This is a genomic window from Sinorhizobium terangae, assembly GCF_029714365.1.
Classification (GTDB): Bacteria; Pseudomonadota; Alphaproteobacteria; order Rhizobiales; family Rhizobiaceae; genus Sinorhizobium; species Sinorhizobium terangae.
Genome location: NZ_CP121660.1, coordinates 37,206 through 63,165, shown reverse-complemented (window position 1 = coordinate 63,165; position 25,960 = coordinate 37,206). Strand labels below are relative to the sequence as shown.

Sequence of the window (25,960 nt, the reverse complement as noted above, 5' to 3'; positions counted from 1 at the left end):
TGAAGGTCCAATTCATGAGCAATCCATTTGATCAGCAACCATTCGAGGGCGCTGAATTCGTCGACAACCCCGAGCCCCGCTGCCCGTGTCTCCTTGTTCTGGATGTTTCCGGTTCGATGCGCGGAGCGCCAATCAAGGAACTCAACGAGGGCCTCGTTCAATTCAAGGACGAACTCTACGCGGACTCACTGGCGGCTAAGCGGGTGGAAGTCGGTCTGGTTACATTCGGGCCGGTCACCGTCGTCAACGATCTCCAGGGCGTCCAGAGCTGGCTGGTTCCCAGCTTAGAGTCGCAAGGTGATACCCCGATGGGACGTGCGATCGAGGAAGGCCTTCAGATGCTACGCGATCGAAAGAATTCCTACAGGCAGAACGGGATCTCCTATTACCGCCCTTGGGTCTTCCTGATCACCGATGGCGCGCCCACCGACGCATGGCAATCCGCGGCAAATGCGGTCAAGACCGGCGAGGCCGAAAAGGCATTCTCGTTCTTCGCCGTCGGGGTCCAAGGCGCAAACATGGAAATCCTGTCTCAGATCTCGGCACGTCAGCCACTTGCTCTCAAGGAGCTGCGCTTCCGCGACCTCTTCTCCTGGCTCTCGAGCTCGCTGAGTTCAGTTTCTCAATCGAACCCTGGCGATGCGGTTCCGCTCTCCAACCCCACCACTCCCCAAGGATGGGCCTCGATCGCATGAATGGCAACTGGCGGTGGGCGGGAGCTCGATCGATCGGGACCTCTCATCTGAAAAACGGCACGGCATGCCAGGACTACGCGTGCGCCAAACAATTCCTCACCGACGATGGCCCGGTCATGGCCGCGGTGGTGTCCGATGGCGCGGGGAGTGCTTCTCGAGCCGAGATCGGATCAAGAATGGTCTGCTTCTCGTTTCTTCGTGCATGCCGGGAATTCTTAATCCGAGAATCCCTTCAGTCGCTTAGCGAGGAGATAGTCTGGGATTGGATTGACAGCATCCGCGAAGGGATAGGTGTCAGGGCGCAGTTCGCGGATCTTCGCCCGCGAGACTTTGCCGCCACCTTGATCGCTGTTCTGGCTGGTCCCGAGAATTCCATTGTTATCCACGTTGGCGACGGCGCGGCAGTGCTAAAACGCTCAGGCTCGGATGTTTGGGAAGTTCCGTCTTGGCCTTATCAGGGCGAGTACGCGTCCACGACTTCGTTTATAACAGACGATCCTCAACCCCGTCTAAGCGTTGTCTCCATCGACGACACTGTCGACGAGTTCGCGCTGTTTTCGGACGGGATCGAGCGCCTTGTTCTCGACCATGCTGCGAAGCTACCTCACGCACCCTTCTTCAATCGCATGCTCGCTCCTTTGAAGGCCTCCAGCGAATTTGGAGACGATAAGCAGTTGTCAATGGCGCTACAATCCTATCTCGACAGTCCAAGCGTTTGTGATCGGACCGATGACGACAAGTCGCTGATATTAGGCGTCCGACTATGAGTGGTATGATCTCATCGGATGGTCGAAGGCTCACGCTAGGCCCCTTGTTAGGACAAGGTGGAGAGGGTGCTGTTCATGAGATTATCGAGGCACCCAACCTCGCCGCAAAGATTTACAATCCGGGGAAGGCAAAAGAGCGTCACGCCAAGATCGAGGCATTGGTATCTGCGCGGCTTCACGCCACGTCGGAATACGTCGCTTTCCCCATAGAGACCTTGAAATCGGCGAACGGTGACTTCCTCGGATTCTCCATGAAGAAGGTGGCCGGCTTCAAGAGCGTGCACGACCTGTACGGCCCAGCGAGCAGAAAGACGGAATTCCCAACGGCGGATTCCAAATTCTTGCTGAGGACAGCCATCAATCTGGCAAGCGCAGTCGCGAACATTCACGCGAACGGGTGCGTGATCGGCGATATCAACCACTCCGGCATCCTCGTATCAAACAAGGCGCTCGTCACGCTGATCGACAGCGATTCTTTCCAGTACCGTTCATCCTCGACCTTGTATCGCTGCCTCGTGGGGGTGGCGGAATACACTCCCCCGGAGCTACAGGGAGCCTCCTTCGACAAGGTTGACCGAACGCCAAATCACGACAACTTCGGCTTGGCTGTCCTGTTGTTTCAGCTCTTGTTCCTGGGGCGCCATCCGTTCGCCGGGCGTTACCTCGGCAAGGGCGACATGGATATCAAGACCGCGATCCGTGACGGGCGCTTTGCCTATAGCGAGCGCCGCGCTGAGACACAGATGGAACCGCCGCCATACGCCCCTGCTCTTGCCGACTATGGCGCAGAAGTCGGCCGCGCATTTGAGGCGGCATTCCGTTTGTCTGGGCGTCAGTTATCAGCCCGCCCTACTGCAGCCGATTGGGCAGCCAGACTGAAGACAGTGGAAGGCAACCTTGCCACTTGTGCGACGGACAAATCGCACTCCTACTTTCGATCGCTCCCTTCATGCCCGTGGTGCAAGCTGGAGCGATCGATGGGACGATCGCTATTCCCTGTGCAGTATTCCCCATCAGCACCCGTTATGGATATTGGGCAATTACTGGCAGCGATCCGAGCGATCCCAACTCCCACCGTGCCGCCAGACCCGGAAACAATTATCGGACCTCTCCCTACCCTGACGATCTCCGCTGCTGGGCAGGCTGCGCGCTCCGAAAAGAGTGTAACCGTGTTCGCGGGTGTCATAGCGGTGGCGATTGGGATCTACCTAATGGTTGCCGTTCAAGGCTTTTGGGGTCTGGCCCTTGCGGTCGGCGCGGGGATCATGACGCTGCGGGCAAAGGATCTTGGGTTGAGGTTCCAGGGCGAACACAAGAGCGCCCAAGCCAACTGGGAAGAGCAGCGAAAGGTCTGGTTGGATCAAGCCGGGCCTGAGAAATTCGAGCGTAGGAAGAGCCACTATCTCTCGCTCGCCAACGCACATGCCGCGTTGCCAACCAAAGAACGCGAAAAGTTGGCAGCACTTGAGCAGAAGAAACGCCAATTGCAGCTCGCCAAACACATGGAGTCGCATCGCATCGACAGGGCCAATATTCCGAACATTGGCCAGGGTCGGAAGGCGACGCTTGCGTCATATGGCTTTGAGAATGCGTGGGATATTCAACATCGTTCGGTGACAAGTGTTCCAGGATTTGGCCCGTCTCTCGCTGGTGACCTGCAGGCTTGGGCGCGCTCGATCGAGAGGAAATTCGTTTTTAATGCTTCTGTCCCGACCGATCCGCGGGCGATCCAGGAGGTCAAAGGGGAAATCGCCAAACAACGAGCTGAGATCGAGCGCGAACTTGCCAATGGCCCTTTGGAACTGCGCCGTTTATCCGATGAGGCTTTAGCGCTGCACAAGACGCCGCCTCAGCGACTTGTCGACGCCTACACCCGGTTGAAGCAGGTTGAATTGGACATGATGGCTTAGGCGGATACGATGGCTGCGCCCTATCGCGATTTCTGGATCATCGTCGGCATGACCGTTGGAGCGGTCGTTGTCGCCAACATCACCGCAAAGCCTAATCCGCCGCGGATGCCGGATCTTTCGACCCGTTATCAAACAAACAGGACCAAACCTTCCCTCGATGTGGCCCGGGCGCCAAGCACAGGAACGGAGGTCCTCGCCCCGCGAGCAACATCGACAGAAGCGGCGAACTCTGAAAAGGCAACGGTGGAGCAGCAAGTTCGAAGCATCGACCCGGACATCCGCATCGCTTTCGACAACGCCGTTCAAGTTGCGCTCGCCAACGCTACACGCGAACAGGAAGATCAGCCGCCAGACACGACGAATACCGGATCTGACGTGCCCCAACTGGAAACGCGGGAAATCCGTTCGGAGCCGAAAGTCTTCGAAGACCCAATCCCGACGGCAAATCCAGGCTTGCCTTTCCCGTCGGATCTCGGGATAGGGAAAACGACCACGAACTTGAATATGCGCGAAGGTCCGGGTCCAAAGTACATCTTGATCGACACTTTGGGCACCGGCGCTCCACTGGTGATCATGGGGACCGAGGCCGGCTGGTTGCATGTGAGAGTTACAGCATCAGGGCGTGAGGGTTGGGTAAACGCGAAATACGTTTCTACGAACTAGCTGTGAGGGCGACAACGAATCGAGCGTAGGCGACGAAGTTGCTCCGGTTTCCGGACGATATATTAGCAGGCTGCTCCATAGCGCGCTCCATCGTTGTACCACACCGGAAATCCATTGACCACGGAAGTACCGGCAATGGCTGCAGGAAAGTCGGGTTGCTCCGACCTCCTTCGTTAACTCATTGGCGATGATCTTTCCATGCGCGCCAAGATTCCTGTCGGTTTCCTGCCTTTATCAACGTCATCGTAGCAACTGTAGACTCGACTCCTCGTTAGGTTGTGCCATGATCGCCTCGGGCAACTGGGGGAATACACTTGAAATCCGTTCTTTTTGCGCGGCTTGGCACAGCCGCGGTGATGGCTTTTGCCTTGTCGAGCTGCACCACAACTCAGGCCGAACTCCGCAAAAATCCGAAAGCCGTCAGTAAAGCCGCTCTCTGCAGGACTCTTGTTGAAAACCAAGATCCATACTTCCGGCAGGAGCTCGCCGTTGAGCTAGGCCGACGAAATATCAACCCCTACGACTGCTATGGGATGGTTCAGCAGCAAAACCAAGCCGCTGCTGCGCTCGTTGCTGTTGCTCTCGTCGGTACTGCGGTCGCCGTGTGCGCAAACAACAACTGTGGCGGAGGGTCTTACTATTCTCCGCCTAGGTACCGAGGAAACTGCCAGTACGACTGGCAGTACGATGCAGCTGGTAACCGGTGCGGCAGAAGAAGCGCGTACTCGCGGACAGGAGGCTGGTGATGCGAGCTGTATGCAGATTCCGACTGTCGGCGCGTTTGTTTGAGAGAGCCACGGGCGTTATTCGACTTGCTCTGGCCGTGGCCCTGGTACTGGCGCTACCCGACCTCGCTACTGCGCACGGCGGTGGATGCAGGAAGAGCTCCCCTCCAGGCAAATGCTGCCACATGGACCGGAAAGCTGGCTCCGTCCATTGCCATTGATAAGAGCCTGAATCACTTCGCACATGGGGATCTCCCCGCATTGTACGGGGTTCTTTTTGGCTGCCCTAGTCAGGCGCGCAATTCAAAGCTGATCGCGAAGATGATCATAAGACCGCCGACCACGATGAGAGCGCCTCCGGGCCAGCCAGGCAGTTCCGCCAGCCATTCAAGGAACCGTCTTCGCGCGTGTAGGAGTGCGTCGCTGAGTGTCTTCGGTTGGCCCAGCAGGCGCTCAGCCAAGGGCATTCGGGATAGCCAGAACAGGCCGAAGATGGAAATGATCGCGCCGAAAACATCCATCCTGTTTGCTCTCTAAGCCCTAAGATGGTGTAACGGGCCGACCCGGCCCGGCAGGTTTGAAGGGCCGGTGGTCGTCCCTCACAATGATGGTGTCGCGGAGTCAGGAGTGGCCTGCTCCATAGCAGCACGGAGAGACGACCATGAAAGAGTATGCCGGCATAGACGTATCCCTGGAATACTCAAGTGTGTGCGTGGTGGATGCGGATGGCCGCATTGTGCGGGAAGCAAAGATCCTCAGCGAGCCCGCTGCGCTGATCGCCTGGTTCGGCGCGCACGGCGTTGCGATGGAGCGAATTGGTCTGGAGGCCGGGCCCTTGTGGCAGTGGCTCCATGCCGGGATGGTGAAAGCCGGTCTCTCGGTCGAGCTGATCGAGACGCGCCACGTGCGTGCAGCCTTCAAGACAATGCCGGTAAAGACCGACAAGAAGGACGTTCGGGGCATTGCGCAGCTGATGCGGCTTGGCTGGTTCAGGCCGGTCCACTGCAAATCTCTTGCGGCCCAGGAGGTGCGTGCGCTGCTGACCGCCCGCAAGCTCATTCAAGGCAAGCTTCACGACATCGAGATGAGCATCCGGGGCATCCTGCGCGGCTTCGGCCTCAAGGTCGGGCCGACGACGCGGCGCACTTACGCGGGGCGCATCCGCGAGCTGATTGCAGGCCATTCGACCTTGGAAGCGATCGCCGCTTCGCTGCTGAAGGTGCGCGACGCGCTTGTGCATGAGTTTGCAGGGCTTGAGCGCCAGCTGCGCGCCATCGCCCGCCAGGATAACAACGCACAGCGGTTGATGACGACGCCAGGCGTTGGTGTCCTGGTGGCGCTGACGTTTGTGGCGGCCGTCGATGCGCCGGAGCGCTTCCGCTCCTCCCGCGCGGTGGGGCCGCACTTCGGATTGACGCCGAAGAAATATCAATCGGGCGAGACCGATCATAGCGGTCGCATCTCGAAGATCGGCGATGGGAGCGTGCGCACCGCGCTCTACGAGGCGGCCAACGTCATCCTGACGCGACCGGTCAAAGGTTCCGATCTGAAGCGCTGGGCGTTGGCGGTCGCCAAACGGGCCGGTCCCAGAAAGGCGCGCGTGGCGCTGGCCCGCAAGCTCGCGGTGGTGTTGCATTGCCTGCTCAGGGACAGAACCAACTTCATTGCTCATAAGGGAGCGCCAGCCGTGGCGGCTTGATCGGAGGAGACGACAAGACAGGCTTTCGGACGGCCACAGCCATCAGCCCGCCGCAGCAAGGTCCCTTCGCCGGGACGATGGATGGGTTAGGCCGCTATGCGATCAGCAGCACAAGGTTGACTGCGCTTCTAAGATTGGCCAACCGGTCCTCAGCAGACCCCATAGAGCAGCGGCAAAGCTCCGACTGCGGACAGAAGCAAGCACTCGGCGAGGGATCAAGCGCACAAGGGATTGACGCAACGCCCGTTACAGAAGATCGCGTATCAGCACCAAGGCATGCGCTGGCCGGTCCATGTGCGCGCCAATCCTTCCTCAACGAGAATGCCGCCCAGCGATCGGCCGTCGCGGTAGACGGCCCGAAGCTTCCGCCCGTATTTGTCTTCGTCTCTAAGGCCCGCCTTTAGTCCGAATGGACCTTGGTTCAGCAGCGACAACAGTCGGTATTTCGCAGTCTCGCCGAGTGCCCGTTCCTCTCGGCACCGCGGTTCACTAATCTCGGGCGTGTCGATGTCGGAGATTCGATACTTCACGCCATCGAGCCAAAATGTGTCCCCATCAACAACGCAGGTATTCCTGGCTGTGGCACCACATATTGAGAACAAGGCGCTGATGTTGTCTTGCGGCGGGACCGTTGCCCAGCCATAAGCAGCGCCGGCCGCGATAGCGATCAACGGCACGGCGAACAGCCATGGCCACAAGCGCCTAGCGGCGCGCTGTGTTGAGCGTTCTTTTCGCTGAAATTTTACGACGGTCCCCATCACCACCCACTGCAGGTAGAGTAAAGCAGAAAAGCAACCATGCGTCGAGGCCCACGAGTCGTTGTGGTCGTGGCATATTCGCAAATTTATTTGATGCCGGCCGCCGCGCGACTGCTGGGGCGAACACCGTTTTGAGGGCGCAGTTACCCATTCCGATGTAGGCTAAGGCAAGCCGCAAGCCACGGCCCCGCGCGCCGTGGCCGGGTTCCCGTTGATACATTATGCGATCCTAAACGCACAAAGCGGGAACATTCCGTGAATCGCTACGCCGAGCGCCATCGCCCAAATGGCGGGAGTGGCGCGCCGCCCCCGCCTTGACCAATGCAGACCAGCATCGGTATTTTTACAGAGATCGCCGCAACATACCGACGTACCGAGCAGGTCGCGCGTATCAGCCGGGGTCAGCGATGATGTGTATCCCCACGGTGACGGCCGCCTTGCTGAGATGGCCTGAAGGCTGCAAGTCCTAGTGCAAGCACTAGGGATATTCCTATGACAAAGCAGCTTGTTGAGGTGATTACGTCGGTCGAGCGTCGTCGACGCTGGTCTCGTGAGGAGAAGGAGCGGCTGGTCGCAGCGACGCTCGAGCCGAACGCCAGTGTTTCGGAGATCGCGCGCTCGGCGGGGATCCATGTGAGCCAGCTTTTCCGCTGGCGTAAGGAACTCTGCCAGATCTCCGCGCCGTCCATCCCGCAACTGGTTCCCGTGGAGGTCGTCGAGACGCTGCCTGCGCCATCGATCCCGACCGAGCCGCCGCCGGGAGACCGGCGGCGCAAGAAGGCGAGCCTGGTGATGATCGAGCTTGGCGGCGGCCGTCGCCTGCGGGTCGAGAGTGACATTGACACCGAAGCCTTGGCCCGGATTCTTGATGTGCTGGAGCGGCGATGATCCCGGTCCCGAACAGTGTGAAGGTCTGGCTGGCAACCGGCTATACCGATATGCGGAGAGGCTTTCCTGGCCTGTCGCTGATGGTGCAGGAGACGCTGAAGCGCGATCCGATGAGCGGTCATCTTTTCGTCTTCCGCGGCCGACGCGGCGGGCTGATCAAGGTGATCTGGCACGACGGCCAGGGTGCCTGCCTGTTCACGAAGAAGCTCGAGCGCGGGCGGTTCATCTGGCCGTCAGCGGCCGATGGCACGGTGGTGATTACGCCCGCGCAGCTCGGATATCTGCTCGAAGGCATCGACTGGCGAATGCCGCAAAAAACCTGGCGTCCGAGCTCAGCGGGATGAGCAAAACCGCTGGCATGCAGGGAGCGAATATGATTCCATCCCGCCATGACCGATGCGGCCGATCAGCTTCCCGACGACCTTGCCAGCGCGCATGCGATGATCCTCGCCGAGCGCGCGGCCCGCCGTGAGGCGGAAGCACTCGCCGCCCGCGCCCAGGCGGTAAACTCGCATTCGGATGCGCTGATTGCCCGGCTCCGGCTGGAGATCGAGAAGCTGAAGCGCGACATCCATGGCAGCCGCTCGGAACGCAAGGCCCGGCTTCTGGAACAGATGGAACTGCAGCTCGAGGAGCTGGAGGCCGACGCCAGCGAAGACGAACTGGCCGCGGAGATGGCAGCACGCTCATCGACGGTTAGGGCCTTCGAGCGTAGGCGTCCGTCCCGCAAGCCGTTTCCCGAGCATCTGCCGCGCGAGCGCGTCGTCATCGCCGCGCCGGTGAGCTGCCCGTGCTGCGGTTCGGCCAAGCTGGCAAAACTGGGCGAGGACATCACCGAGACGCTGGAGGTGATCCCGCGTCAGTGGAAGGTGATCCAGACCGTGCGCGAGAAGTTCACCTGCCGCGAATGCGAGAAGATCACCCAGCCGCCAGCACCCTTCCATGTGACGCCGCGCGGCTTTGCCGGGCCGAACCTCTTGGCGATGATCCTGTTCGAGAAGTTCGGTCAGCATCAGCCGCTGAACCGGCAGAGCGAACGCTATGCCCGCGAGGGTATCGACCTCAGCCTGTCAACGCTCGCCGATCAGGTCGGGGCCTGCGCCGCGGCGCTGAAGCCGGTGCATGCGCTGATCGAGGCGCATGTGCTGGCCGCCGAACGGCTGCATGGTGACGACACCACCGTGCCGATCCTGGCGAAGGGGAAGACCGATACGGGTCGCATCTGGACCTATGTCAGGGATGACCGGCCGTTTGGTGGGCAATCGCCGCCGGCGGCGCTCTATTATGCCTCGCGCGATCGGCGGCAGGAGCATCCCGAGCGCCATCTGAAGAGCTTCACCGGCATTCTGCAGGTGGACGCCTATGGCGGCTACAATCCGCTGTTCAAGGTGGATCGCGATCCCGTTCCGCTGACCCAGGCGCTATGCTGGGCACATTCACGGCGCAAGTTCTTCGTGCTCGCCGACATCGCCAGCAACGCCAAACGCGGCAAGAATGCTGCCGCGATCTCGCCGGTTGCGCTCGAGTCGGTCAAACGCATCGACGCTCTCTTTGATATCGAACGTGACATCAACGGACTTGCCGCCAGCGAACGCCTGCAACGACGTCAGAAGGACAGCCGTCCGCTCGTCGATGAGCTTCAGGCCTGGCTTCGATCTGAGCGAACAAAGCTGTCGCGCAGTTCACCGGTCACTGAGCCGATCGATTACATGCTGAAGCGCTGGGACGGATTCACGTCCTTCCTCGGCGACGGCCGCGTCTGCCTCACCAACAATGCCGCCGAACGGGCGCTGCGTGGCTTTGCCCTCGGCAGAAAGTCATGGCTCTTCGCCGGCTCCGACCGTGGTGCCGATCGCGCCGCCTTCATGGCGACGCTGATCATGAGCGCCAAGCTCAACGACATCGATCCGCAGGCCTGGCTTGCTGACGTTCTTGCTCGTATCGCCGACACCCCGATCACCAGGCTGGAGCAATTGCTTCCGTGGAACTGGGTGGCATCGTCGGCAAAAGCCGCCGCTGCGTAGGTCAACTCGGACGATTTGGCCTGCTCACGCCGATGTATAGGGGAATGATCGTGGTCACCAAACTCTCGAAAAACACATTTTTGGCGAAGAAGCTGACCGGCAAAATACTCGTTGCTGTTTCTACGATCTCAGAGGAGACGACGCTCTCGTTTAAGGACGGATCGCGGTTGATAGCTTGGACGGCAGTTCGAGTTGATGGTCGGGTCGCTTGCGGGTCTTCATCGGTGCAAGCGGTCACAGTCACCGATGAAGACTTGATGTTAGAGTTCGATGAAGGCCGCATAACAGTCGGCCGGATTCCTGACAAAGGTCCGGAGAGTTATCTTTTGGAGGACAGCAGCGGTGCTCTCATCGTCGACAACGGAGCCTGACCGTTCGCTCAGGTGAATGACGATCGGCCACCTGCGGTGCTCACCGGACGGTTACGATGATGTCGATGTCCGGATAGAAATCGGTATCCTTGGGGACATTACGGACGTATCGAAGCGCGGAGAAGTCCTCAATCGCAAAACCAACGCTGTCAAACAGCGTTATCTGCCGTGTGTCACGACCCCCTTGTATTTCGCCGCATACAACACGCCAAAGATCGCTAACGGCATAGTCCGGCGTCTACTAGATCTCTCCTTCAATGCGGGGCGTGTATTCAACGAAGGTGTCGGCTCTGAGAATGTCGCCGTGCAGTTCTGTCTTGCCGGGGCAATCGCCGCCAATGGAGATAATGTGAACGCCTACCGCATCAGATTATCTGTGAGAATGGTGGCTAATTGTTTGTCGGCCGTGCAGGTCGTGATGATGCCGGCGCCCTCGATCGCATCCTGTGCCGAATTGCAGACGGTAACCGTCAGGCCGGAGCCATGCAGGTTCGACAAAGGTCTTTTCGGTCGCACGCGGATCGATGTCGTACCGAATTTCCTCGACGCCTACCACAGCCTTCATGGCCAACGCCTGGAATGGTATTTAGAATAAATGCAGCGAGGTCCAAAAGACTTCGCGCCAAGATTGATTGAAGCGTCTCCCTCCGGCAACTCTCTTCTTGCTAGGATCGATCGAGATACCGATCCCTCCCCTTAAATCGCAACCTTGATGCCTGCGCGCAGCTGGTCCAAAAGGTCACGATGGCGACTGTCCTCGCCGTCGTTGTTCAGAGCGTGATCCATCGCGTGTAACCCGAGGGCTCGATAGGCCTCGAACTGTTTCTGAGAGAAGAACTGGTTGATCGTTGCTTGGTGCGGGAAGCGTGGAAACCGGCGTTCGTAGTCCAGAATGCTGCAGCATTCATCGCCGGTCACCGAAGACTTCACATAAAGCAAGATGCCCTCCTTCTTTGGCTGGCCGGGTGACCCTGGCCGATCCGCCGTTTTAGGATAAAAGATCTTGCCAATTACGGCGTGGGAGGAAGATGGGGATTGATAAGGACTATCCGGCGCCGCCGCGAGCTTCTCCTTGCGTTTCAGCGCATGTTCCTTGATCGCCTGCCACGGAAGATCCAATTCGACGTTCAGATCCTCGAGGGCAAAGTGCTGGACATCGACCATGGAACCGAACTTCATGCCTGGGTCATCCTCAGCATCCGAAACGATAATTAAATCGCATCGCCGCTTCAGGAGTTGGAAAAGTCCAAGATTGTCAAGGTGACCGCCGTCCGAAAGCAGCACCTTGGATTTTTTCTCATCAAGCAAGCCAAGCATCTCGTAAAGGAGATAGGACAGCCGCCAGTCCTGCTCCCGTGCGCTTTCCGCCTCCACTTTGCCGTCAAGACGACTCGGGTTTCGGACCCAATAACCGAGCCTCATGTTAAAAAGCGCGAGTGTCGGCGCCAGCACGCGCACACCAACACGCCCCATAGCCGAGGAGACAGCCGCAGCCGATATCGCCACGGCGGCGGCTATATCCAACTTTTGCTCGGCGCGCTCAAATTCAGCGGTTGGAACATAGCCCGTGGCATCGCTTCCAACATATTCTGGTGTGAATACAAAGAAATCAGCATCGCGCCCATGCCGTTTCGTCTCAGACCCCTGCAGGTTCACAGTCGCGTTGATGATTGGAAATGGTCGCCGCGATCCGCCGCTTGGGAGCGGCGAGGAAAGCTCGGAAAGGAGAACCCTCTCCTCACTGTGGCCGAGATCGAAAGCCTGGTTCAGCCTGTTCCTGTAGAACCAGTGGAGCGAGTTGGTGTTTTCCGTGAACAGGATGCTGATGAATGTTAGGCAGACTGCTATCGCCAAGTAGATGATGCCCATCGTGAACCGTTGCAGCCATGCGCCCTGTAACCAGGGTCCTTGTAAAATGGGTAAACTCAACGCGATTACGATCAACACCACGCCGGCGACTACCCAGAGAGAGGGCTTCTCGCAGCGAACGCCCGGCCGACGTCTAATGCGGGATATCAAGGTTTCGGGGACTGGGCCGACTTTGGCCTTCCAACGCAACAACCCGATGCTTGCCACAGCGACAGCCATCCCCAGGGACAATACCTCTTTGCTTGAATTGACCCACGTCGAACGTACGTCGTCACTCAAGCGCATACCGATCGCCGTCATCCACAAATAGCCAGCATAGAAGAGCAATGGCATCACACAGGCGAGGGCGACCAACCGTCTATTATATTTGGCCACGGTTCCCGCTCGCTCATTCATCCGATTCTGGAGCCATAGACAGCAAGCCATCACCGCGGCCGCCACCATTGCCAAACAGAAAAAGATCAACAGAGCGTTCGGAAGCAACGTCCAACTCGGCTCGAATTCTTTAGGCCCAATCCGTTCAAGGACCACCCGCAGAATGGGAACCTGTGGCGCCGCCACGAAAACCACAAAAATAGCCATAACTAGGATGGCCATCACAAGTGCCGGCCAAAACCCGGGATTATTGCGTGACCAATCGATAGACCTCTTAAACGCCAAGAAAAGCAAAGAGACCACCACCAATCCTAGGAGCCATTCAAAACACTCCGGGAACCGGGACTGCCACGGACGCCAAAGACTGTCAGCTGTCGGATGGAAAAAGAGGGTCAACGCCGCGCAGAAGAATACGGCCGAGCTGACCACAACGGCATGCCCGCCAATGGCACGTAGGAGAAGTATCGCGATCTGGAAGAGATCATGCCAGCCATTTGGCATCAGATAGCGCCTGTAGTCACTCGATCGCCGCTCGTGGTCTGGCGTATCGCCAGGTCCGCAGGCCTCCCGGTTCGTCGACGGCAGATCGAATGGAAACTTTCCGTCGTCGCGCCGCATTGCCGCAACCATTGCCATTCCCGCGAACCCTCCGCCCGAGACTGTGGACAGGAAGTCGATGCTTTTGATCGCATTGTTCATGTGGAGGGCCTGCAACACACCAATGCTAAAGGCCGTAGACCGGATCCCGCCCCCCGACAGCGCAAGCCCGACTTGAGATCCACCTCTAGCGACCGGTCCTATTTCACGCCCCGACGGTGGCAGCGGGTCACCGGTTCGGGCATCACCGTCAACGAACGCCATCGGTTCCGGCACTAAAACTTCCGGCGACGAAGAAGATCGAGCGACATCAACGTCCGTTTGCTCGAAGACGCCGGATGCGGCTTTCTCGCTGTTTTCGTTCATGAATTTGCCGCTCTCAGAAATCTGAATCGCTTGAGTTGCGTCTGTTACATCAACATTGCCGCGAGTGAAAGCCAGCCGACATTGTGCCGCACCACCGATCCGGCCACTGCAAGGATTGGCCACGCGGTCTCGTATCCGCGACCAGATCGTGGATGGTGGTGTGATCAGCGTGCTAGCGGTCTACGTTCGCCCCGATGACAACGTCCGAAGTATGCTGGTAAAGTGACAGTCCTTTCCGTTGTCCCGGTGTCGGACGTCCTTTCACAGGCTGAGGTGAGATGCAGAAACCTTGCGCAACTTAGACAAGTCGGCGGATGTAGCCCCCGGTACGGCCATCTCGCCCTTGTTGGAGTTCGGGGGCCGACATCCATGGGCCTACAGCCCCTTTGATGCTGCGCTTGAGAGATGCAGGCAGCCAATCCCTGTTGCGATCTCATCACAGCCGAACTCCGCCAACTTGTCCGCACGAACTTTGCGGTCCGAGCGAGTCGACGTGGAGTTCAGTACTCGTGCAGGTGGCACCCCAAGTTGCCGCCTCTTGGGCGAAGGCTTTGATCTCATGGAAAAAGGGCGCAGCAAAATCACAGGAACGGCTAAAAGCGCGTCAATCGCGAAGTCGCTGTACTGTCAGTAAAATTTGGACCAACTGCATCGGATTAAAGCGTGGACATCACCGCTCTATAGATCTGGTCAGCAACAATAGGATCGCTCAGGTAGCCCGAAATACCGTGGGCATTATCCGTCCGGTTTCTGACCCTGTCGTAATTTGTCACTTCGCCACCTTCGATTGGAAAGTGTTTCGGATCCAACGAATTCAGCGCCACCACATCACGGTCATCGAATGCGTTGAACCACGTTCCTACTCGCGCCGGGTAGTTGATCGGCCGAAGTACACGCATGATCGGGCCCACACCGAGCGGCGAGCCGACTGTGATATAGGCCTTAGCTTCGAGGTTCTTCTTATCCCTAAGCACATCATAACCGACAACTGATCCGAGTGAATGGCCGATCACCACCAAGGGGCCACCTTCCCTAATCTCGTCTTCGATAATCTGGTTGATGTGACCGCGAACCTTCGATCGCGAAAGATAGAGGTAAACGTCTCGCGTGATTTTTTGAATAGAGTAGGCACTCACACCCGGGATAGCGTCAGCGGCTTGAAGTAGCGCCTGCACCCATCGCCAGTTCTCCGGGCCCCGCTGGAGCACGTCGGACGTTGCATTGGCTGCAAGCTGTTGGTCTGAAACACCCAAGTTCCGTTGTACAATGCCGCATATCTCGGTGATGAAGGCAGCGTATTCAGGCTCGGTGAGGTCGCCTTCCCCACGGACAACGATGTCCGCAGGTATGTCCTTGTCAACCTGTCTGGCATAGTCGTCCAGGACATCGCCGTAAAATGGTAAGCTGACGTCGACCTTCCCGAAGAACTCGTCGGCACGATTGCCGAGGCCGACAGCTAGCGCATCCTCCCATTCCCTCCTGATTACCATCGGGTCGCGTCCTTCCTGTGCGCGACCGTGGACGAAAATCAGCTTTGTTGCCATTGCAGTTCTCCGGCCTCCCTTGCCCTTTCGATTAAGTCCATCCCCTCCGCGGTAAACGTCGTCCAGAGCGAAGCCTGTCGATATCGACCAGCTTCGACGATGTTATCGGGAAGGTTTTTCATGTCGTTTTCCAGGAATGCCCACGTTTGGCTTAACAACGGGCAAAATGGCCCCGCATCAACGCTCCAGCTGCCGAGGTGAAGGCACAAGTCAAATAGTGCGCTGCTTTTGGACCATGCCATCTTATCGGTGAGTGAACTTATCTTGCTCCGCAGTCCGACCTCTACGAGTCCCATTACAGCGTAGAGGGTCAGGGTCGGATTGTTGAAGTGAGCTGAGCTGCTCGCGAACGCTTGTGCATCCTCGCGGCTCTCAGGAAACATCCCGAAATTCGCCGCAGTGGCTATCTCTGAAGCCATCGCTCCGTAGTCTAGTACCAAGCCCAGCTTACCATCCCAGTCCTGTGCAGCGAACTCGAATAGCACGTTGCTGATCCCAAATGGCTCGACCATCACCGTAGTGTGATGTTTTGGAACTATCCCGATAACCGCTCCAGTGCCATCCTCGAATCGTGCGACAACGCTGATGATTGAGACGATATCGTCTCGCACGCGGAGTTGGGTAATTCGACCGGACTTTACCACCCCTACCTCGACATCAGGGCTGAAAGCGCTCGCGACGGGCTTACCTATGATTGTCGCCCCAACCGTCTTGCCCAACAGAGCGAATGGAGGCCTAGCACGGTCACGAAAATCACGGAAGCTAGCCTCGTCTCTAAGTGGAACCGGTATTGAGAAATCGTTCAGGATGGAGCGGTTCAGTGACAGACTTGCAGTATGGCGGTAGAGCTGCGAGGCAGATTTGCGGGCGATACCCCCCTTTGACGTCGTTGGCCTAGCGACATAGCCGTCGTCTCCGCACTCGAGGACGAGCTGAGGTTGCTGTCTCAAGGACAAGGACTTGTCCTGTGCCCTGCCGTCCACAACGTGTGGCAGCAAAGACTTCAGTTTGCGTGATAGCACGCCGACGCTAGCCTTTCCCTCAATGGTAACAGGGCCAATAAGAGTAGCATCCGGATCGATGTGGATGTCGCGAAGGGCCTCGGTGAAAATTCCAACGTAACGTTCTCTATCCGATGACCCGGCTCCCTGCCCGCTACTTATTTCAAGGGCTGCCATGCCAGGCCGGGTAGCGAAAAATCTGTCGACTTCGACGTCGACCGAGTAGTCGTTCATCGCGGGGAAGATCATAGCTCCTGACGTCCGGCTCTGAGATACGGTGCCGGGAAGCAGGCGGCATGCGTCGGAAATAATGACTACACTTTTCACCCCGCAGGTCCGAGCCGCCTCCACGTTTCGGCTAACGTCTATCACTTGGTCAATATCGTGCGCGGCGTCGGATAACAGCCACAGTTCGGAAAGGCCATTCAGCAAACCGTGACCTGCGAAATAGACGACGAGCTTTTCCGTGTCCCCTTTTTCCACGATCGACTTCAAAGCCGCCTTCACATCGTGAACAGCGACAGCGCCGCCATTTTCGTCTGTCAGAAGGGTCGTTTGGTAGCCTTCGGCAGCGAGCCACTCGCCCACCGATTTTGCACCACTGACAGCAGCCTTCAACGGTGGAAACTGGGAAGCGTTGTCCAAGCCGATGAGCAGCGCTGCGCGCTTCATTTGTTTGCCCCTTCCGCGGTTCCCGGGCGTGATCCAAGTTTAAAAATACTTGTGGAAACATCTACGTTTACCCGCTGAGGTAGTCAATCATTCTCGTGCAATGCCATAAGTTTCAAGAACAAACGTGATTTTCGAAGAAAGGTAACTTTCGGTGGCACAAGACGTCCTGCAGAACTTTCTTAACGTGCGCCTTTTCGATCTTGGCGGGGACGACAACAAGCTCAACCAGCTCCGTGATGCTTCGGCCGACCTCGCAGCCAAATTTAAAAGCGATCCCGCGGGAATTCCCTCGTTTGTAATGGTTGCCATCGATTCGAAAGTCGCTCCGGACGAGCCGATTTTCAGGGACGTCGCGGACGTCGTCGGAAACAGATGGAATTCGTACATGGGCGCATTCTCAGACACGACTATTCCCACGGTCATGCGCGCGGTCATTCTCGAAGCCATCGCTAGATCGCTCGATGACGACCGCGTCGCTATTGCGGTTTCGTTGACGGCCAGGAGCCTGCTTCCACATCTCGGTTCGCCGATGGATGTCGGGTTGTGGACGGACATCGTCACCGATGCAGATACACGACTGGAAACCCGAGCGCGTAAAGAGTGGGCGTTGCCCTCCTCGACAGCTGTTGAGCTACCTAAAATCGAATTGCCCGAGATTGAAGACTTCACGCACAGAGTGATGAACGTCGACTGGCTAACCGGACAATTGGCCGCGGCGGTAGGCCCCAGCGACAAGGAAGGTCAGGCGCTCAAAAACCCGAACCCACACTGGCCAAACGCCGGTAACCCGTGGTCATTCGAATTTTCGCCGCGAGCGGCGCGGGCCATCTCCGCCGCGGTCGACGGTGTGTCAAAGGCCACGGCCTCGTATATGACCGAGCGGGCGAAGGCTGACGATCGTATTCGTTCCGCCCTGGATCAGATACTTGCATACGTTTCAAAGGGCTCCACAATGTCCAAGGGTCTGGAACGGCGCACTTCGCTTCTGTGGTGGAAGGAGTCTCTCTATTCCCCTGCGGCGGATGCAAGCTATAGAAATTTTACCGTTGGCAAAACCTGCGCTTGGATGGCGCTCGACGCAGTCGCGATTACGGGACCCTTTGCACCGCGCATGGCTGAAGCGTTGTTGGCCGAAACGCTGCGGTCGTTTCACCATGAGGACGCGGACGAGCCAACCTCGCTCGCGCAACTCTGTTCGGAAGTTCGAGATGTCGGCCAAAACGAAAGCATTCTGACCTCTTTAGCCATAGTGCGAAGCAAGGCTGGTCGCTCGCAGCTGGCCAGTATGATCGCCCAGCCTGACACTGTCGACATCCCGGCAACGCTCGGCCTCCCATCCGATGCCAAGCTGAGTCCCGTTGCGTTCGCGTTGTGGATCTACAGAGACCTTCAAATCGCCCAAGCAACAGCCGTCTCAGGAAAGCCCAAGCGAAAGGCCGCGCAATGAGGGAGTGTAGTTACTCGAAGTGCAACGTCCCGGACGTTAGCTGTTACATGGGCGAAAATGTGCCATCCAAATGTAAGTACTGGCAAGAAGGGGCCGGAGCTAGCAGCGATTCCGGCGGTACGAGATCGGCCGGAACTGAGGCTCTGTTTCCGTGGAGCGGAACCGCAATGGGCACGGGCGAGCTTGCATTCTTAACGAGTCGGGGGGAAGCCCGCCTTATCGCGATCGCTGGAGCTCACAACGCTGGAAAAACTACCCTTCTGGCCGCCTGGTATCAACTTATAGGCAGATCTGGAAGTATCAGCGGAAACCCGTTCGCAGGCAGTTTCACATTGGAGGGCTGGGAGGCCGTAGGGCATAACCTGCGATGGCAGGGGAACCGTCCAAGTTTTCCTCCACACACCTCGTCCGGGGCGGGCCGCGCGCCCGGTATGCTGCATCTGTCTCATCGCCAGTCTGACGGTGAGTTGTGTGATGTTTTGTTCGCCGATTCCCCGGGAGAGTGGTTTCAACGATGGGCGGTGGACAAAGACGCCCAGGATGCCGAGGGTGCTCGCTGGCTTGCGACGCGCGCTTCCTCCTTCTTGATCACGGCGGACTGCGAGGTGTTGGCTGGCGATAAACGGGGTCCTGCCCGGTCAGCACTCATCAATCTCATCCGGAGGATTGGCACCGAACGCGGAAATCGTCCGGTAGCGCTGGTTTGGACAAAGGCAGACATTCAAATATCGGACACCATGAGAAATGCAATCCGGGAAGCCGCCAGATTGGTCATGCCGGACATCGTAGAGTTTTGCACCAGTGTCGAGGGTTTCGAACAAGGCAGCGTGAAGGTATCGGGAGCAGACTCGATGCGAGCGGTGCTTAACTGGTCTGTTGCTGCACCAAGCCGCGGATTTGAGGTAAGGGCTCCCCAGCTTTCCGACGGCGACCCCTTTTTCAATTATGGAAATGCATGATGGACGCAAGAATCCTGCTGCTCGGCGAATCGAATGTTGGAAAGACGCATTTCGGAGGCCAGCTTCTCGGGCGGCTAAATCAGGAGCAGGGCTACCTTCGGATGGTGGGGTCGGTCGGATCCCTGGCTGGTTATGAGGAAGTGCTGAACGCTCTTAACGACGGCCGTGCGGCACAACATACGGGGGCCTCGCAGTACATCGAGAGCACCTGGAATGTCGTCGATCCAGACGGTATGGCGATCAATTTGGTGTGGCCGGACTATGGAGGAGAGCAGGTCAAAGCAATCCGGGAAAGGCGCGCTATGCCCCAGGCCTGGCGCGAGCGGGTTCTGGACAGTGACGCCTGGGTCGTGATGGTGAGAGTTCACAATATGCAGGTGAGCGACGATATATTCTCCCGGCCCATCGGCGACTTGAGCTCCGCGGAAAACCGAGCACACGACACGTTCGAGCTATCCGAACAGGCCCGTCTGGTGGAGTTCCTCCAATGGATGCTATTCGTAAAGGGCAAAGGTCAGCTGAAAGCTGTGACAACACCGCAATTGATGCTGGTCCTCTCGTGTTGGGATGAACTTCCGGAGCAAGAAGCCTCGATGCGGCCTTCAACCGTTCTCGAGAGGCGGATGCCGCTTGTGGCGGCGTTTCTTCGATCGAATTGGGAAGCCGACAGTGTGAAGGTGCTCGGGCTGTCAGCTCTTGAACGACCTCTGAGCGAAGATAGCCGAGACAATGACTATATCGACCAAGGCCCGGAGCAATTTGGTTACATCGTGGACGAGCTGGGCAATCGGTCGAAGGACCTGACGTTGATGTTCAAACCTTTCATGCGGGCCGGATGATGCTCGTAGGTCAAGCTGCTTACGGCGAGCGGAACAGTGGACATGCAATGCTTGGCGCAAGTCCGAGCGCCGATATGGCCACGGAACTGACAAACGAGATGGACCTTCGTGGAAGTCCGCCACCTGGGACGATATGGACGCCATATTTCACGGGATTCTCACATCGCACCCACTATGTGCTTGCGCGTACAGCGCCTGACGTTCATGCGTCCAGAGCAGGAATGGTGCGGTCCCGAGCGTTGTTTATCCCTATCGACGCCCTGACGGAGTGGGATTCGATCGGCCATGCGCTCTCGTTCCTGGTCGATGACTTTGATACCCAAGGATCCTATCAGGACGTGGACATCGCGACCGAGGGTGCCGTCGGCAGTCCGCATTACGGCCTGGCCAGCGCCCTAGCCGAAGTGAAGGAAGGCACCATTATTTGGGCTGATGACATCGGCTTTCAGGCTGCGATTGCGAACCTTTGGCATCACCTTTGGCCTCATGCTCGGGCGGCGTTGAGCTTTCGAATGGCATTTTCACCCCAGGACGTCCCGGATCGCCCAACGATTGCGACGACAATGAGCCAACTAAAGGCTCGTTGGACCGGGTTTCCGATAGTTAAAGACAATGTCACCCAGCTCGATCGAGCTGGGGCGGTGCTTGCAGGTGCCGAAGACGGGACAGCGCTGCGCAAGTTGATTGACGCTCTAAACGCTAGAGTGAAGTCATTCAATCAACTGCATCAGTTTGTCGATATCCTCGAGGTACTAGAAGGCGATGCAGAGTTTCCCGAGACAATTGCCGCCGTCAGGCTGACTGGACACCTGTCGCCTCAGCCTTCCGACGGCGTTGAGGAGAAGGCGCGCCTTATCGACAAGTCAACAGCCAAGCTCATCAAAGCTGACGTCGGCGAGGTTCGTACATCGCGAAATCTCTCATTGGCGGCGTTTCAGAAAGCTAATGACTTCTGGAAGGCGCTAGAGGATTGGGCTTCAACGGAGCTTTGGAAAAAGACCCCAGAAGACATTGGAAGAATAATACGCGACGTCTCTGATGAGGGTCCTACGGAGATCTGGAGGAATCATACCAGCAAGGGTATGCGATCGTTTCTTAAGAAGGAAACCCATGCAGCTCCAGCAATCTGGCGCGTACTCGAAGGCACGCCCGATCTCCTGTCGCCTATCGCTAAACTAGCGACGAACATCGACGCCTTCGATAAGGCGCTCGCTACGACATCCCCCAGGGCGCTCAGCCATACCATCGCTGAAGCCCTGCTAAATCATGCTGGACAACTAGGTCTTCCAGAGCTCCACGCCGTATGCTGTTCACTCGGTTTCGCTCCAGAGAAATCAATCGAGGTCCATCTCAAAGTCAAGTCGGCTACCGCGCGTAGCATCGCGTTGGCGTTGTCGCACGCCACGGCCGAACAGATTGCTCTTGCCGCGGTCAATTCGTCGGACGAGCGCGTTATAGACTTGGCTGTGAACCGTGCGGCCCTGGCAACGAGCGCGCTTCGCGGAATTGACGTCGATAATCCGACATGGCGCGGGTTATGGCGATTGACGCTGGCAAAGAATCCGACGGCGCTCAATGCGCCCCGCGATGCGCGGCGTTGTTACTTTCGCCTGCTCGACCTTCTAATCGACGGCGTGCTGACCGAGGATGACCTCGAGCTTATCCGGAAATTGGCAAATACGGGGCTTGCGGAGATATCGACCTATCCCCGCCGTGAAGACGTTTGGGCGTCGTTGCCCGGCACGATGCGGTCGAAAATTGCCACGGCCACGGCAAACACATGGCTTACCGAATTTTTGGAGGGCAAGCATGGACCTGCCCCAGAGCGTACCTTGTCAGACGCCATTATCGCGTTGGCCCAGGAGGCTCCTCACCTCGCAAAGCTTGTCGCCAACCCCTTGACCGGCTTGGAGTTCTTCAGAACGTTCCCGAACGTTGCAGAAAGCGCGTTCATTGAATGGCTGAAGCTCGCTCTGCGGAGCGCTGTATCGAAGGATATCGCGACAGCAATTGGCGCGTTCATCGCAACACGGTCGTGGTCTACATCTGCCAGCTTTCTTGCTGACCAAGCGCTTGCGGGGCGCAATGATGTTGAACCCGCCCTCGAATACTGCCGAGACCTCTTGGGATATTTTACGCGATTTTGGCTTGGCATTTTGGGGCCGACCGCAGACTCCGTAAAATGGCGGGTATTGGAGGACATTGGTGCAGACCTTTTCCCTATGGGGCCGGGGGACAAGAGTCTCTGGCAACGTGCTGGAGGAAAGGCCGCCGATATTCCAAATGCCCCGAGCGGCCGCGAGGCATGGCACACGGTCGTCACCGACATGGAAAAGGGCGGCAAGAGGATGAAGGCTCGCGATCTGCTGAACGCGATGCTGTCGGAGTTTCCCGACAACCGCGTTTTGCAGAAGCTTAGGCAGGAGCATTTTCGTTGGTGACCGGGATGAAAAACTATGTACCAGGCCGCGCATTGATCGTAGGTATTGCAAGTTACAAGAATATCCGCTCTCTGCCGGCCGCCATTCGTAACGACATCAACGATCTGCACTCGGCGCTGATCAATCCTGAGGTTTGCGGACTTGATCCGACAAAAGTCACATTGCTGGCAGACGCCGAGGCAAACCGCAAGACGCTGTTCGAAGCACTCGATAACCACGCTTCCTTGATGTCCAGTGACGAACCGTTTACGTTCTACTTCTCGGGGCACGGGGAAAGAGACGACCTCGACCAGAGTTTTCTCCTTACACATGAAGCCGATCTTGGCCGCCTAACGGAAACGGCAATCAGCGATACCGAGCTTTTGACGGCACTGCAGTCGGTGAGATCGGATAGACAAGTTCTAATTCTAGATGCTTGTCATGCCGGAGCTGTCGGAACCCTCAAATCCGGCTCCGCTTCCCAAAGACCGCGAGGGCTGTCCAAGAAGACCCTTGACCTGATGAGTGCTGGCAAAGGACGCGTCATAATGAGTTCTTGCCGCGCCGATGAGAGCTCTGTCATTCGCCAAGGTGACCGGAATAGCGTGTTCACGTCGAGCTTGCTGAGGGGTCTGTCAGGTGGAGCTAGGCCCAAGGAAGACGGTACGGTCGGGATATTCGATCTCTTCGGTTTTGTTGCCGATGATGTGCCCAAGTTTGCGCCGCAGCACCCGGTTCTCAAAGCCGACGGGCTTGAAGGGGACTTTGGTCTATTCAAAGCTCCTCCGGCTTCTACCAACCAATCGCCTAGCTCGACGGCGAGCCCGCCGACCGTTCTGGAGATCAGCGACCTGCTGGCCAATCTGTTTCCCACGGGGCCAACGCAGGACGACATATGGCTTAGAGCGGGCGGCGACCTTTCTCGCTTGTCACTCAGGGGTCACGGGCGTTCACAATGGTTTTCGGCCATAACCACTGTCACCCAAGGTGGTGGTGGACTGCAACTTCGGGCATTGTTGAACGCTGTCGCTCGTGACTTTCCCAATCACGATGAGCTCAAACGCATGATCGCCGGGTTATAGAGCGCTATCAAACATCCCACGTGCTGTCACCCTTCGCTACTAGTTGGCGCGTCGACATTGCTTGGGCCAACCCTCCCTCGCTTAGCACAGGGAGGTCAGCGGTCCAGTCGGCGCGGGCTCAGCTGTCGCTTTGCAGTTAATCGGGTGTCAAGCGAATCGAGGAATTGACCCCAGCCGGAGATGTGGCACTGTTTGCGACCGAGCTCAAAATCAGTCGAGCGACCGCGTACCGCCTTATCAAATTGTTTCGAGCCGGTGGCACGGTCATGTCGTTGGTGGATTGCAAACGCGGTCGACCGGTTGGATGACGAACGGGAAGAGATCATCCGCACGACCATCAGCCGATACTACCTGACGCGAAACCGTCCGACCGTTTCGCAGTTGGTCCGGGATGTCCAAACGAACTGCATTTCGGCCGGGCTCAAGCCGCCGCATCGCCGAACGATCGATGCTCGACTCGAAGACATCAAGACATCGACCTGCAGAAACGCGCCAAACGCCGCGGCGAAGATGAGATCGTGAAGCAGACACAGCCCGTTCCTGGGGTGTTCGGCGCCTCCCGACCTTTGCAGGTCGTGTAGGTCGATCATACGACGGAGCCTACAATAATCTCGGGGCGGCTGGCCTTTTTGATCGGCGGCTCCGAAACGGGTGGGGCGACGATCACCGCTGCGAACTCCACCGGGTCCTCGGGTGCGGGCAGAACCAGCTTGCCCTGCCGCGCCATCGTGCGCCAAGTGGACAGATGGTTGGGCTTCAGGCCATGCCGCTCTGTCACCTCGTTCACCGTCGCGCCGGGCCGAAGGCTCTCCGAAACGATCTGCGCCTTCACTTCGTCCGGCCATTGCCGGTGAACCTCACGTCCACGCTTCCTGGTCGTGAGAACCTCCAATGTACTCTCCATGGAGAAACTCCCGCTGCTCATCCATGGAAAGCCGATCACAGATTAGGACGGCTGGGACAACGTGGGAGCAAAACACCGGTTACTGTGCAACGGGTGCATAAACGATCGTTTGCGCAACACCGTCAACGAATTCCGACAGCTGCCGGCTCGTCACAGAGGCGTAATCTGGAGCCTCGTCAGCGCCGTTAAAGGTTAAAGGCTTAATTGTTGCAATTGATTGACGCGGACCGGCCCAGGCCGGGAATATGCACTCATAGTTTTTAGAAATGTTTCTGCTGACGTCATTGAGCCGATGCGGCCAAGCGTGTCCGCCTAGAAGGGACTCGAACGGAGCTAAGCTGGAATGCCCGTGGCACGACAGCCGGTATGTTCACGTAGTACTGAAAGGGAACGCCACGGCCCAGATTATATGACTATCGAAACTTTGAACACACGGACGGATTTTCTTTAACATAGCGCTGCACGCGCTGCAGCATAGAATCACATTGCAGAGAAACCTCCGCTTGCTTCTTTCGAATCGGATTGAATTCGCCCTTAGCACCTCCGCTCGTGCGTAGTACGATCGCTGCATATTCCACGGCGAAAGCAGGGCAGGCCTTGGTCAGCTTTTGCCAATCCGCCCCTACCCCGGATCCGGCGACGTCGCTGGTCGAATCTGGACACTTTGGGTTATGGCTTTTTCGGATCTTGCAAGTCAGGTTACCTTTAAAGATTGGCAGCATACAGTCGCGCTTCTTGCTGCTGTAGGTGTCAAATAGCTGCTTCAGTTCGAAACTGGCTTTGTTAACTCCCCAAGAAGTCTGAAACAGCCCTGCCTCCGCGCTACTGGCCTCGGCGAAGCACTGGCTCACATCTCGACCTTCACAATACTTGCCTGCACTTTCCATCATCCCAAGACCTATGAGCAGTACATAGGCATGTCTAAGCGTATCTTCGCCAGACGTACTGTTGATCATGTTCTTGGCAGCGAAGATGTCGCCATAGTGCGTTAGCGCGTCAGCCTTGCTGCTGGTGGCTTCGGGCGTGGCCGACACAACGACGACACCTGCAGCCCCCGGTTGGCAGATCGCGCGTGCGAAAACCATCGCCATGCCCTTGATATAGGGTTTAGGCGCGAGGCCGCGCCGTTTCCATTCTCGCGTCGCACACCCGGAGCCACCGGCGATCTGCTCGATGTCCTTCAACGACTGCGCGACGGCGCGCTGCTCAGCGCAGAGCGCGACGATGCCCACCGTGAGGGCCAGAGTTGTGAGGGTTCTCAAGGCGGTCACGTATCACCTCCGCTGTATCGACGGCCCAGGAGCTCCAACCCGAAAATCTGGTCCGATTGTGGGAAAGATCGATTGGCATCCAGGCACCCCTAATCACTGAAATCGAAAACCTCC

At 57.8% G+C, this 25,960-nt stretch carries 22 protein-coding genes and 1 pseudogene; 15 read left to right on the top strand and 8 right to left on the bottom strand.

Annotation, left to right across the window (positions count from 1 at the left end; all coding sequences use genetic code 11):
• Nucleotides 1-14 precede the first annotated feature (14 nt).
• The 4 genes from QA637_RS18995 to QA637_RS18980 are packed head-to-tail and all read left to right on the top strand — an operon-like array spanning nt 15 to nt 4,035.
• A complete protein-coding gene (locus tag QA637_RS18995; protein ID WP_283066234.1) occupies nt 15-695 on the top strand; it encodes a vWA domain-containing protein in 681 nt (226 codons plus the stop codon).
• Nucleotides 692-1,462: a PP2C family serine/threonine-protein phosphatase gene (locus QA637_RS18990; RefSeq protein WP_283066233.1), complete on the top strand. Its 771-nt coding sequence runs from the start codon at nt 692-694 to the stop codon at nt 1,460-1,462. Before QA637_RS18995 ends, QA637_RS18990 begins: the two co-directional genes overlap by 4 nt.
• Nucleotides 1,459-3,372 carry a helix-hairpin-helix domain-containing protein gene (locus tag QA637_RS18985; RefSeq protein ID WP_283066232.1) on the top strand — a complete coding sequence of 638 codons (1,914 nt, stop codon included), beginning with the start codon at nt 1,459-1,461 and terminating at the stop codon, nt 3,370-3,372. Before QA637_RS18990 ends, QA637_RS18985 begins: the two co-directional genes overlap by 4 nt.
• 9 nt (nt 3,373-3,381) lie before the next feature.
• A complete protein-coding gene (locus tag QA637_RS18980) occupies nt 3,382-4,035 on the top strand; it encodes an SH3 domain-containing protein (RefSeq protein ID WP_283066231.1) in 654 nt (217 codons plus the stop codon).
• Nucleotides 4,036-5,050: 1,015 nt separating this feature from the next.
• Here the strand turns inward: QA637_RS18980 and QA637_RS18975 are convergent.
• Nucleotides 5,051-5,281, bottom strand: coding sequence for a hypothetical protein (locus QA637_RS18975; protein ID WP_283066230.1), 231 nt, complete (start codon nt 5,279-5,281; stop codon nt 5,051-5,053).
• Nucleotides 5,282-5,421: 140 nt separating this feature from the next.
• Between QA637_RS18975 and QA637_RS18970 the strand changes: the two genes are divergently transcribed.
• Nucleotides 5,422-6,459: an IS110 family RNA-guided transposase gene (locus QA637_RS18970; RefSeq protein WP_283066229.1), complete on the top strand. Its 1,038-nt coding sequence runs from the start codon at nt 5,422-5,424 to the stop codon at nt 6,457-6,459.
• A gap of 263 nt (nt 6,460-6,722) precedes the next feature.
• On the opposite strand, the gene QA637_RS31000 is transcribed toward QA637_RS18970, so the two are convergent.
• Nucleotides 6,723-6,989 (bottom strand): thermonuclease family protein, encoded by a 267-nt coding sequence (locus QA637_RS31000; protein WP_428843154.1) that lies wholly within the window; start codon nt 6,987-6,989, stop codon nt 6,723-6,725.
• Nucleotides 6,990-7,709: 720 nt separating this feature from the next.
• Between QA637_RS31000 and tnpA the strand changes: the two genes are divergently transcribed.
• From tnpA to QA637_RS18945, 4 genes are read left to right on the top strand one after another with little or no spacing between them, the layout of a single operon-like run.
• Nucleotides 7,710-8,105 carry an IS66-like element accessory protein TnpA gene (tnpA, locus tag QA637_RS18960; RefSeq protein ID WP_283066227.1) on the top strand — a complete coding sequence of 132 codons (396 nt, stop codon included), beginning with the start codon at nt 7,710-7,712 and terminating at the stop codon, nt 8,103-8,105.
• Nucleotides 8,102-8,449, top strand: a complete 348-nt coding sequence (gene tnpB, locus QA637_RS18955) for an IS66 family insertion sequence element accessory protein TnpB (protein ID WP_283066225.1) — start codon at nt 8,102-8,104, stop codon at nt 8,447-8,449. Before tnpA ends, tnpB begins: the two co-directional genes overlap by 4 nt.
• 45 nt (nt 8,450-8,494) lie before the next feature.
• On the top strand, nt 8,495-10,129 hold the full coding sequence (gene tnpC / locus QA637_RS18950) for an IS66 family transposase (protein ID WP_428843110.1): 1,635 nt from the start codon (nt 8,495-8,497) through the stop codon (nt 10,127-10,129).
• Nucleotides 10,087-10,500: a hypothetical protein gene (locus QA637_RS18945; protein WP_283066224.1), complete on the top strand. Its 414-nt coding sequence runs from the start codon at nt 10,087-10,089 to the stop codon at nt 10,498-10,500. Before tnpC ends, QA637_RS18945 begins: the two co-directional genes overlap by 43 nt.
• Nucleotides 10,501-10,540: 40 nt before the next feature.
• Here the strand turns inward: QA637_RS18945 and QA637_RS18940 are convergent.
• From QA637_RS18940 to QA637_RS18925, 4 genes and pseudogenes are all read right to left on the bottom strand, one after another.
• Nucleotides 10,541-11,080 (bottom strand): annotated as a pseudogene (locus tag QA637_RS18940) (Rossmann-fold NAD(P)-binding domain-containing protein); the annotation flags it as partial.
• Between the two features lie 116 nt (nt 11,081-11,196).
• A complete protein-coding gene (locus QA637_RS18935; RefSeq protein ID WP_283066223.1) occupies nt 11,197-13,830 on the bottom strand; it encodes a patatin-like phospholipase family protein in 2,634 nt (877 codons plus the stop codon).
• Nucleotides 13,831-14,363: 533 nt separating this feature from the next.
• Complete coding sequence (locus tag QA637_RS18930; protein ID WP_283066222.1) at nt 14,364-15,251, bottom strand: hypothetical protein; 888 nt, start codon at nt 15,249-15,251, stop codon at nt 14,364-14,366.
• Nucleotides 15,236-16,924 carry a caspase family protein gene (locus tag QA637_RS18925; protein WP_283066221.1) on the bottom strand — a complete coding sequence of 563 codons (1,689 nt, stop codon included), beginning with the start codon at nt 16,922-16,924 and terminating at the stop codon, nt 15,236-15,238. The genes QA637_RS18930 and QA637_RS18925 overlap by 16 nt, the downstream gene beginning before the upstream one ends.
• Nucleotides 16,925-17,075: 151 nt before the next feature.
• Between QA637_RS18925 and QA637_RS18920 the strand changes: the two genes are divergently transcribed.
• From QA637_RS18920 to QA637_RS18895, 6 genes are all read left to right on the top strand, one after another.
• A complete protein-coding gene (locus tag QA637_RS18920) occupies nt 17,076-18,371 on the top strand; it encodes a GTPase-associated system all-helical protein GASH (RefSeq protein WP_283066219.1) in 1,296 nt (431 codons plus the stop codon).
• Nucleotides 18,368-19,330: a TRAFAC clade GTPase domain-containing protein gene (locus QA637_RS18915; protein WP_346283775.1), complete on the top strand. Its 963-nt coding sequence runs from the start codon at nt 18,368-18,370 to the stop codon at nt 19,328-19,330. Before QA637_RS18920 ends, QA637_RS18915 begins: the two co-directional genes overlap by 4 nt.
• On the top strand, nt 19,330-20,169 hold the full coding sequence (locus tag QA637_RS18910; RefSeq protein ID WP_283066216.1) for a TRAFAC clade GTPase domain-containing protein: 840 nt from the start codon (nt 19,330-19,332) through the stop codon (nt 20,167-20,169). Before QA637_RS18915 ends, QA637_RS18910 begins: the two co-directional genes overlap by 1 nt.
• Nucleotides 20,166-22,610, top strand: coding sequence for a GAP1-N1 domain-containing protein (locus tag QA637_RS18905; protein WP_346283774.1), 2,445 nt, complete (start codon nt 20,166-20,168; stop codon nt 22,608-22,610). Before QA637_RS18910 ends, QA637_RS18905 begins: the two co-directional genes overlap by 4 nt.
• Nucleotides 22,611-22,615: 5 nt before the next feature.
• A complete protein-coding gene (locus tag QA637_RS18900; RefSeq protein ID WP_283066214.1) occupies nt 22,616-23,671 on the top strand; it encodes a caspase family protein in 1,056 nt (351 codons plus the stop codon).
• A gap of 182 nt (nt 23,672-23,853) precedes the next feature.
• Nucleotides 23,854-23,979 (top strand): helix-turn-helix domain-containing protein, encoded by a 126-nt coding sequence (locus tag QA637_RS18895; protein ID WP_283066212.1) that lies wholly within the window; start codon nt 23,854-23,856, stop codon nt 23,977-23,979.
• Nucleotides 23,980-24,257: 278 nt separating this feature from the next.
• On the opposite strand, the gene QA637_RS18890 is transcribed toward QA637_RS18895, so the two are convergent.
• Nucleotides 24,258-24,575 carry a transposase gene (locus QA637_RS18890; protein WP_283066210.1) on the bottom strand — a complete coding sequence of 106 codons (318 nt, stop codon included), beginning with the start codon at nt 24,573-24,575 and terminating at the stop codon, nt 24,258-24,260.
• Between the two features lie 413 nt (nt 24,576-24,988).
• Entirely contained in the window at nt 24,989-25,846 is an 858-nt protein-coding gene (locus QA637_RS18885) for a hypothetical protein (RefSeq protein ID WP_283066208.1), read from the bottom strand.
• Nucleotides 25,847-25,960: the final 114 nt, after the last annotated feature.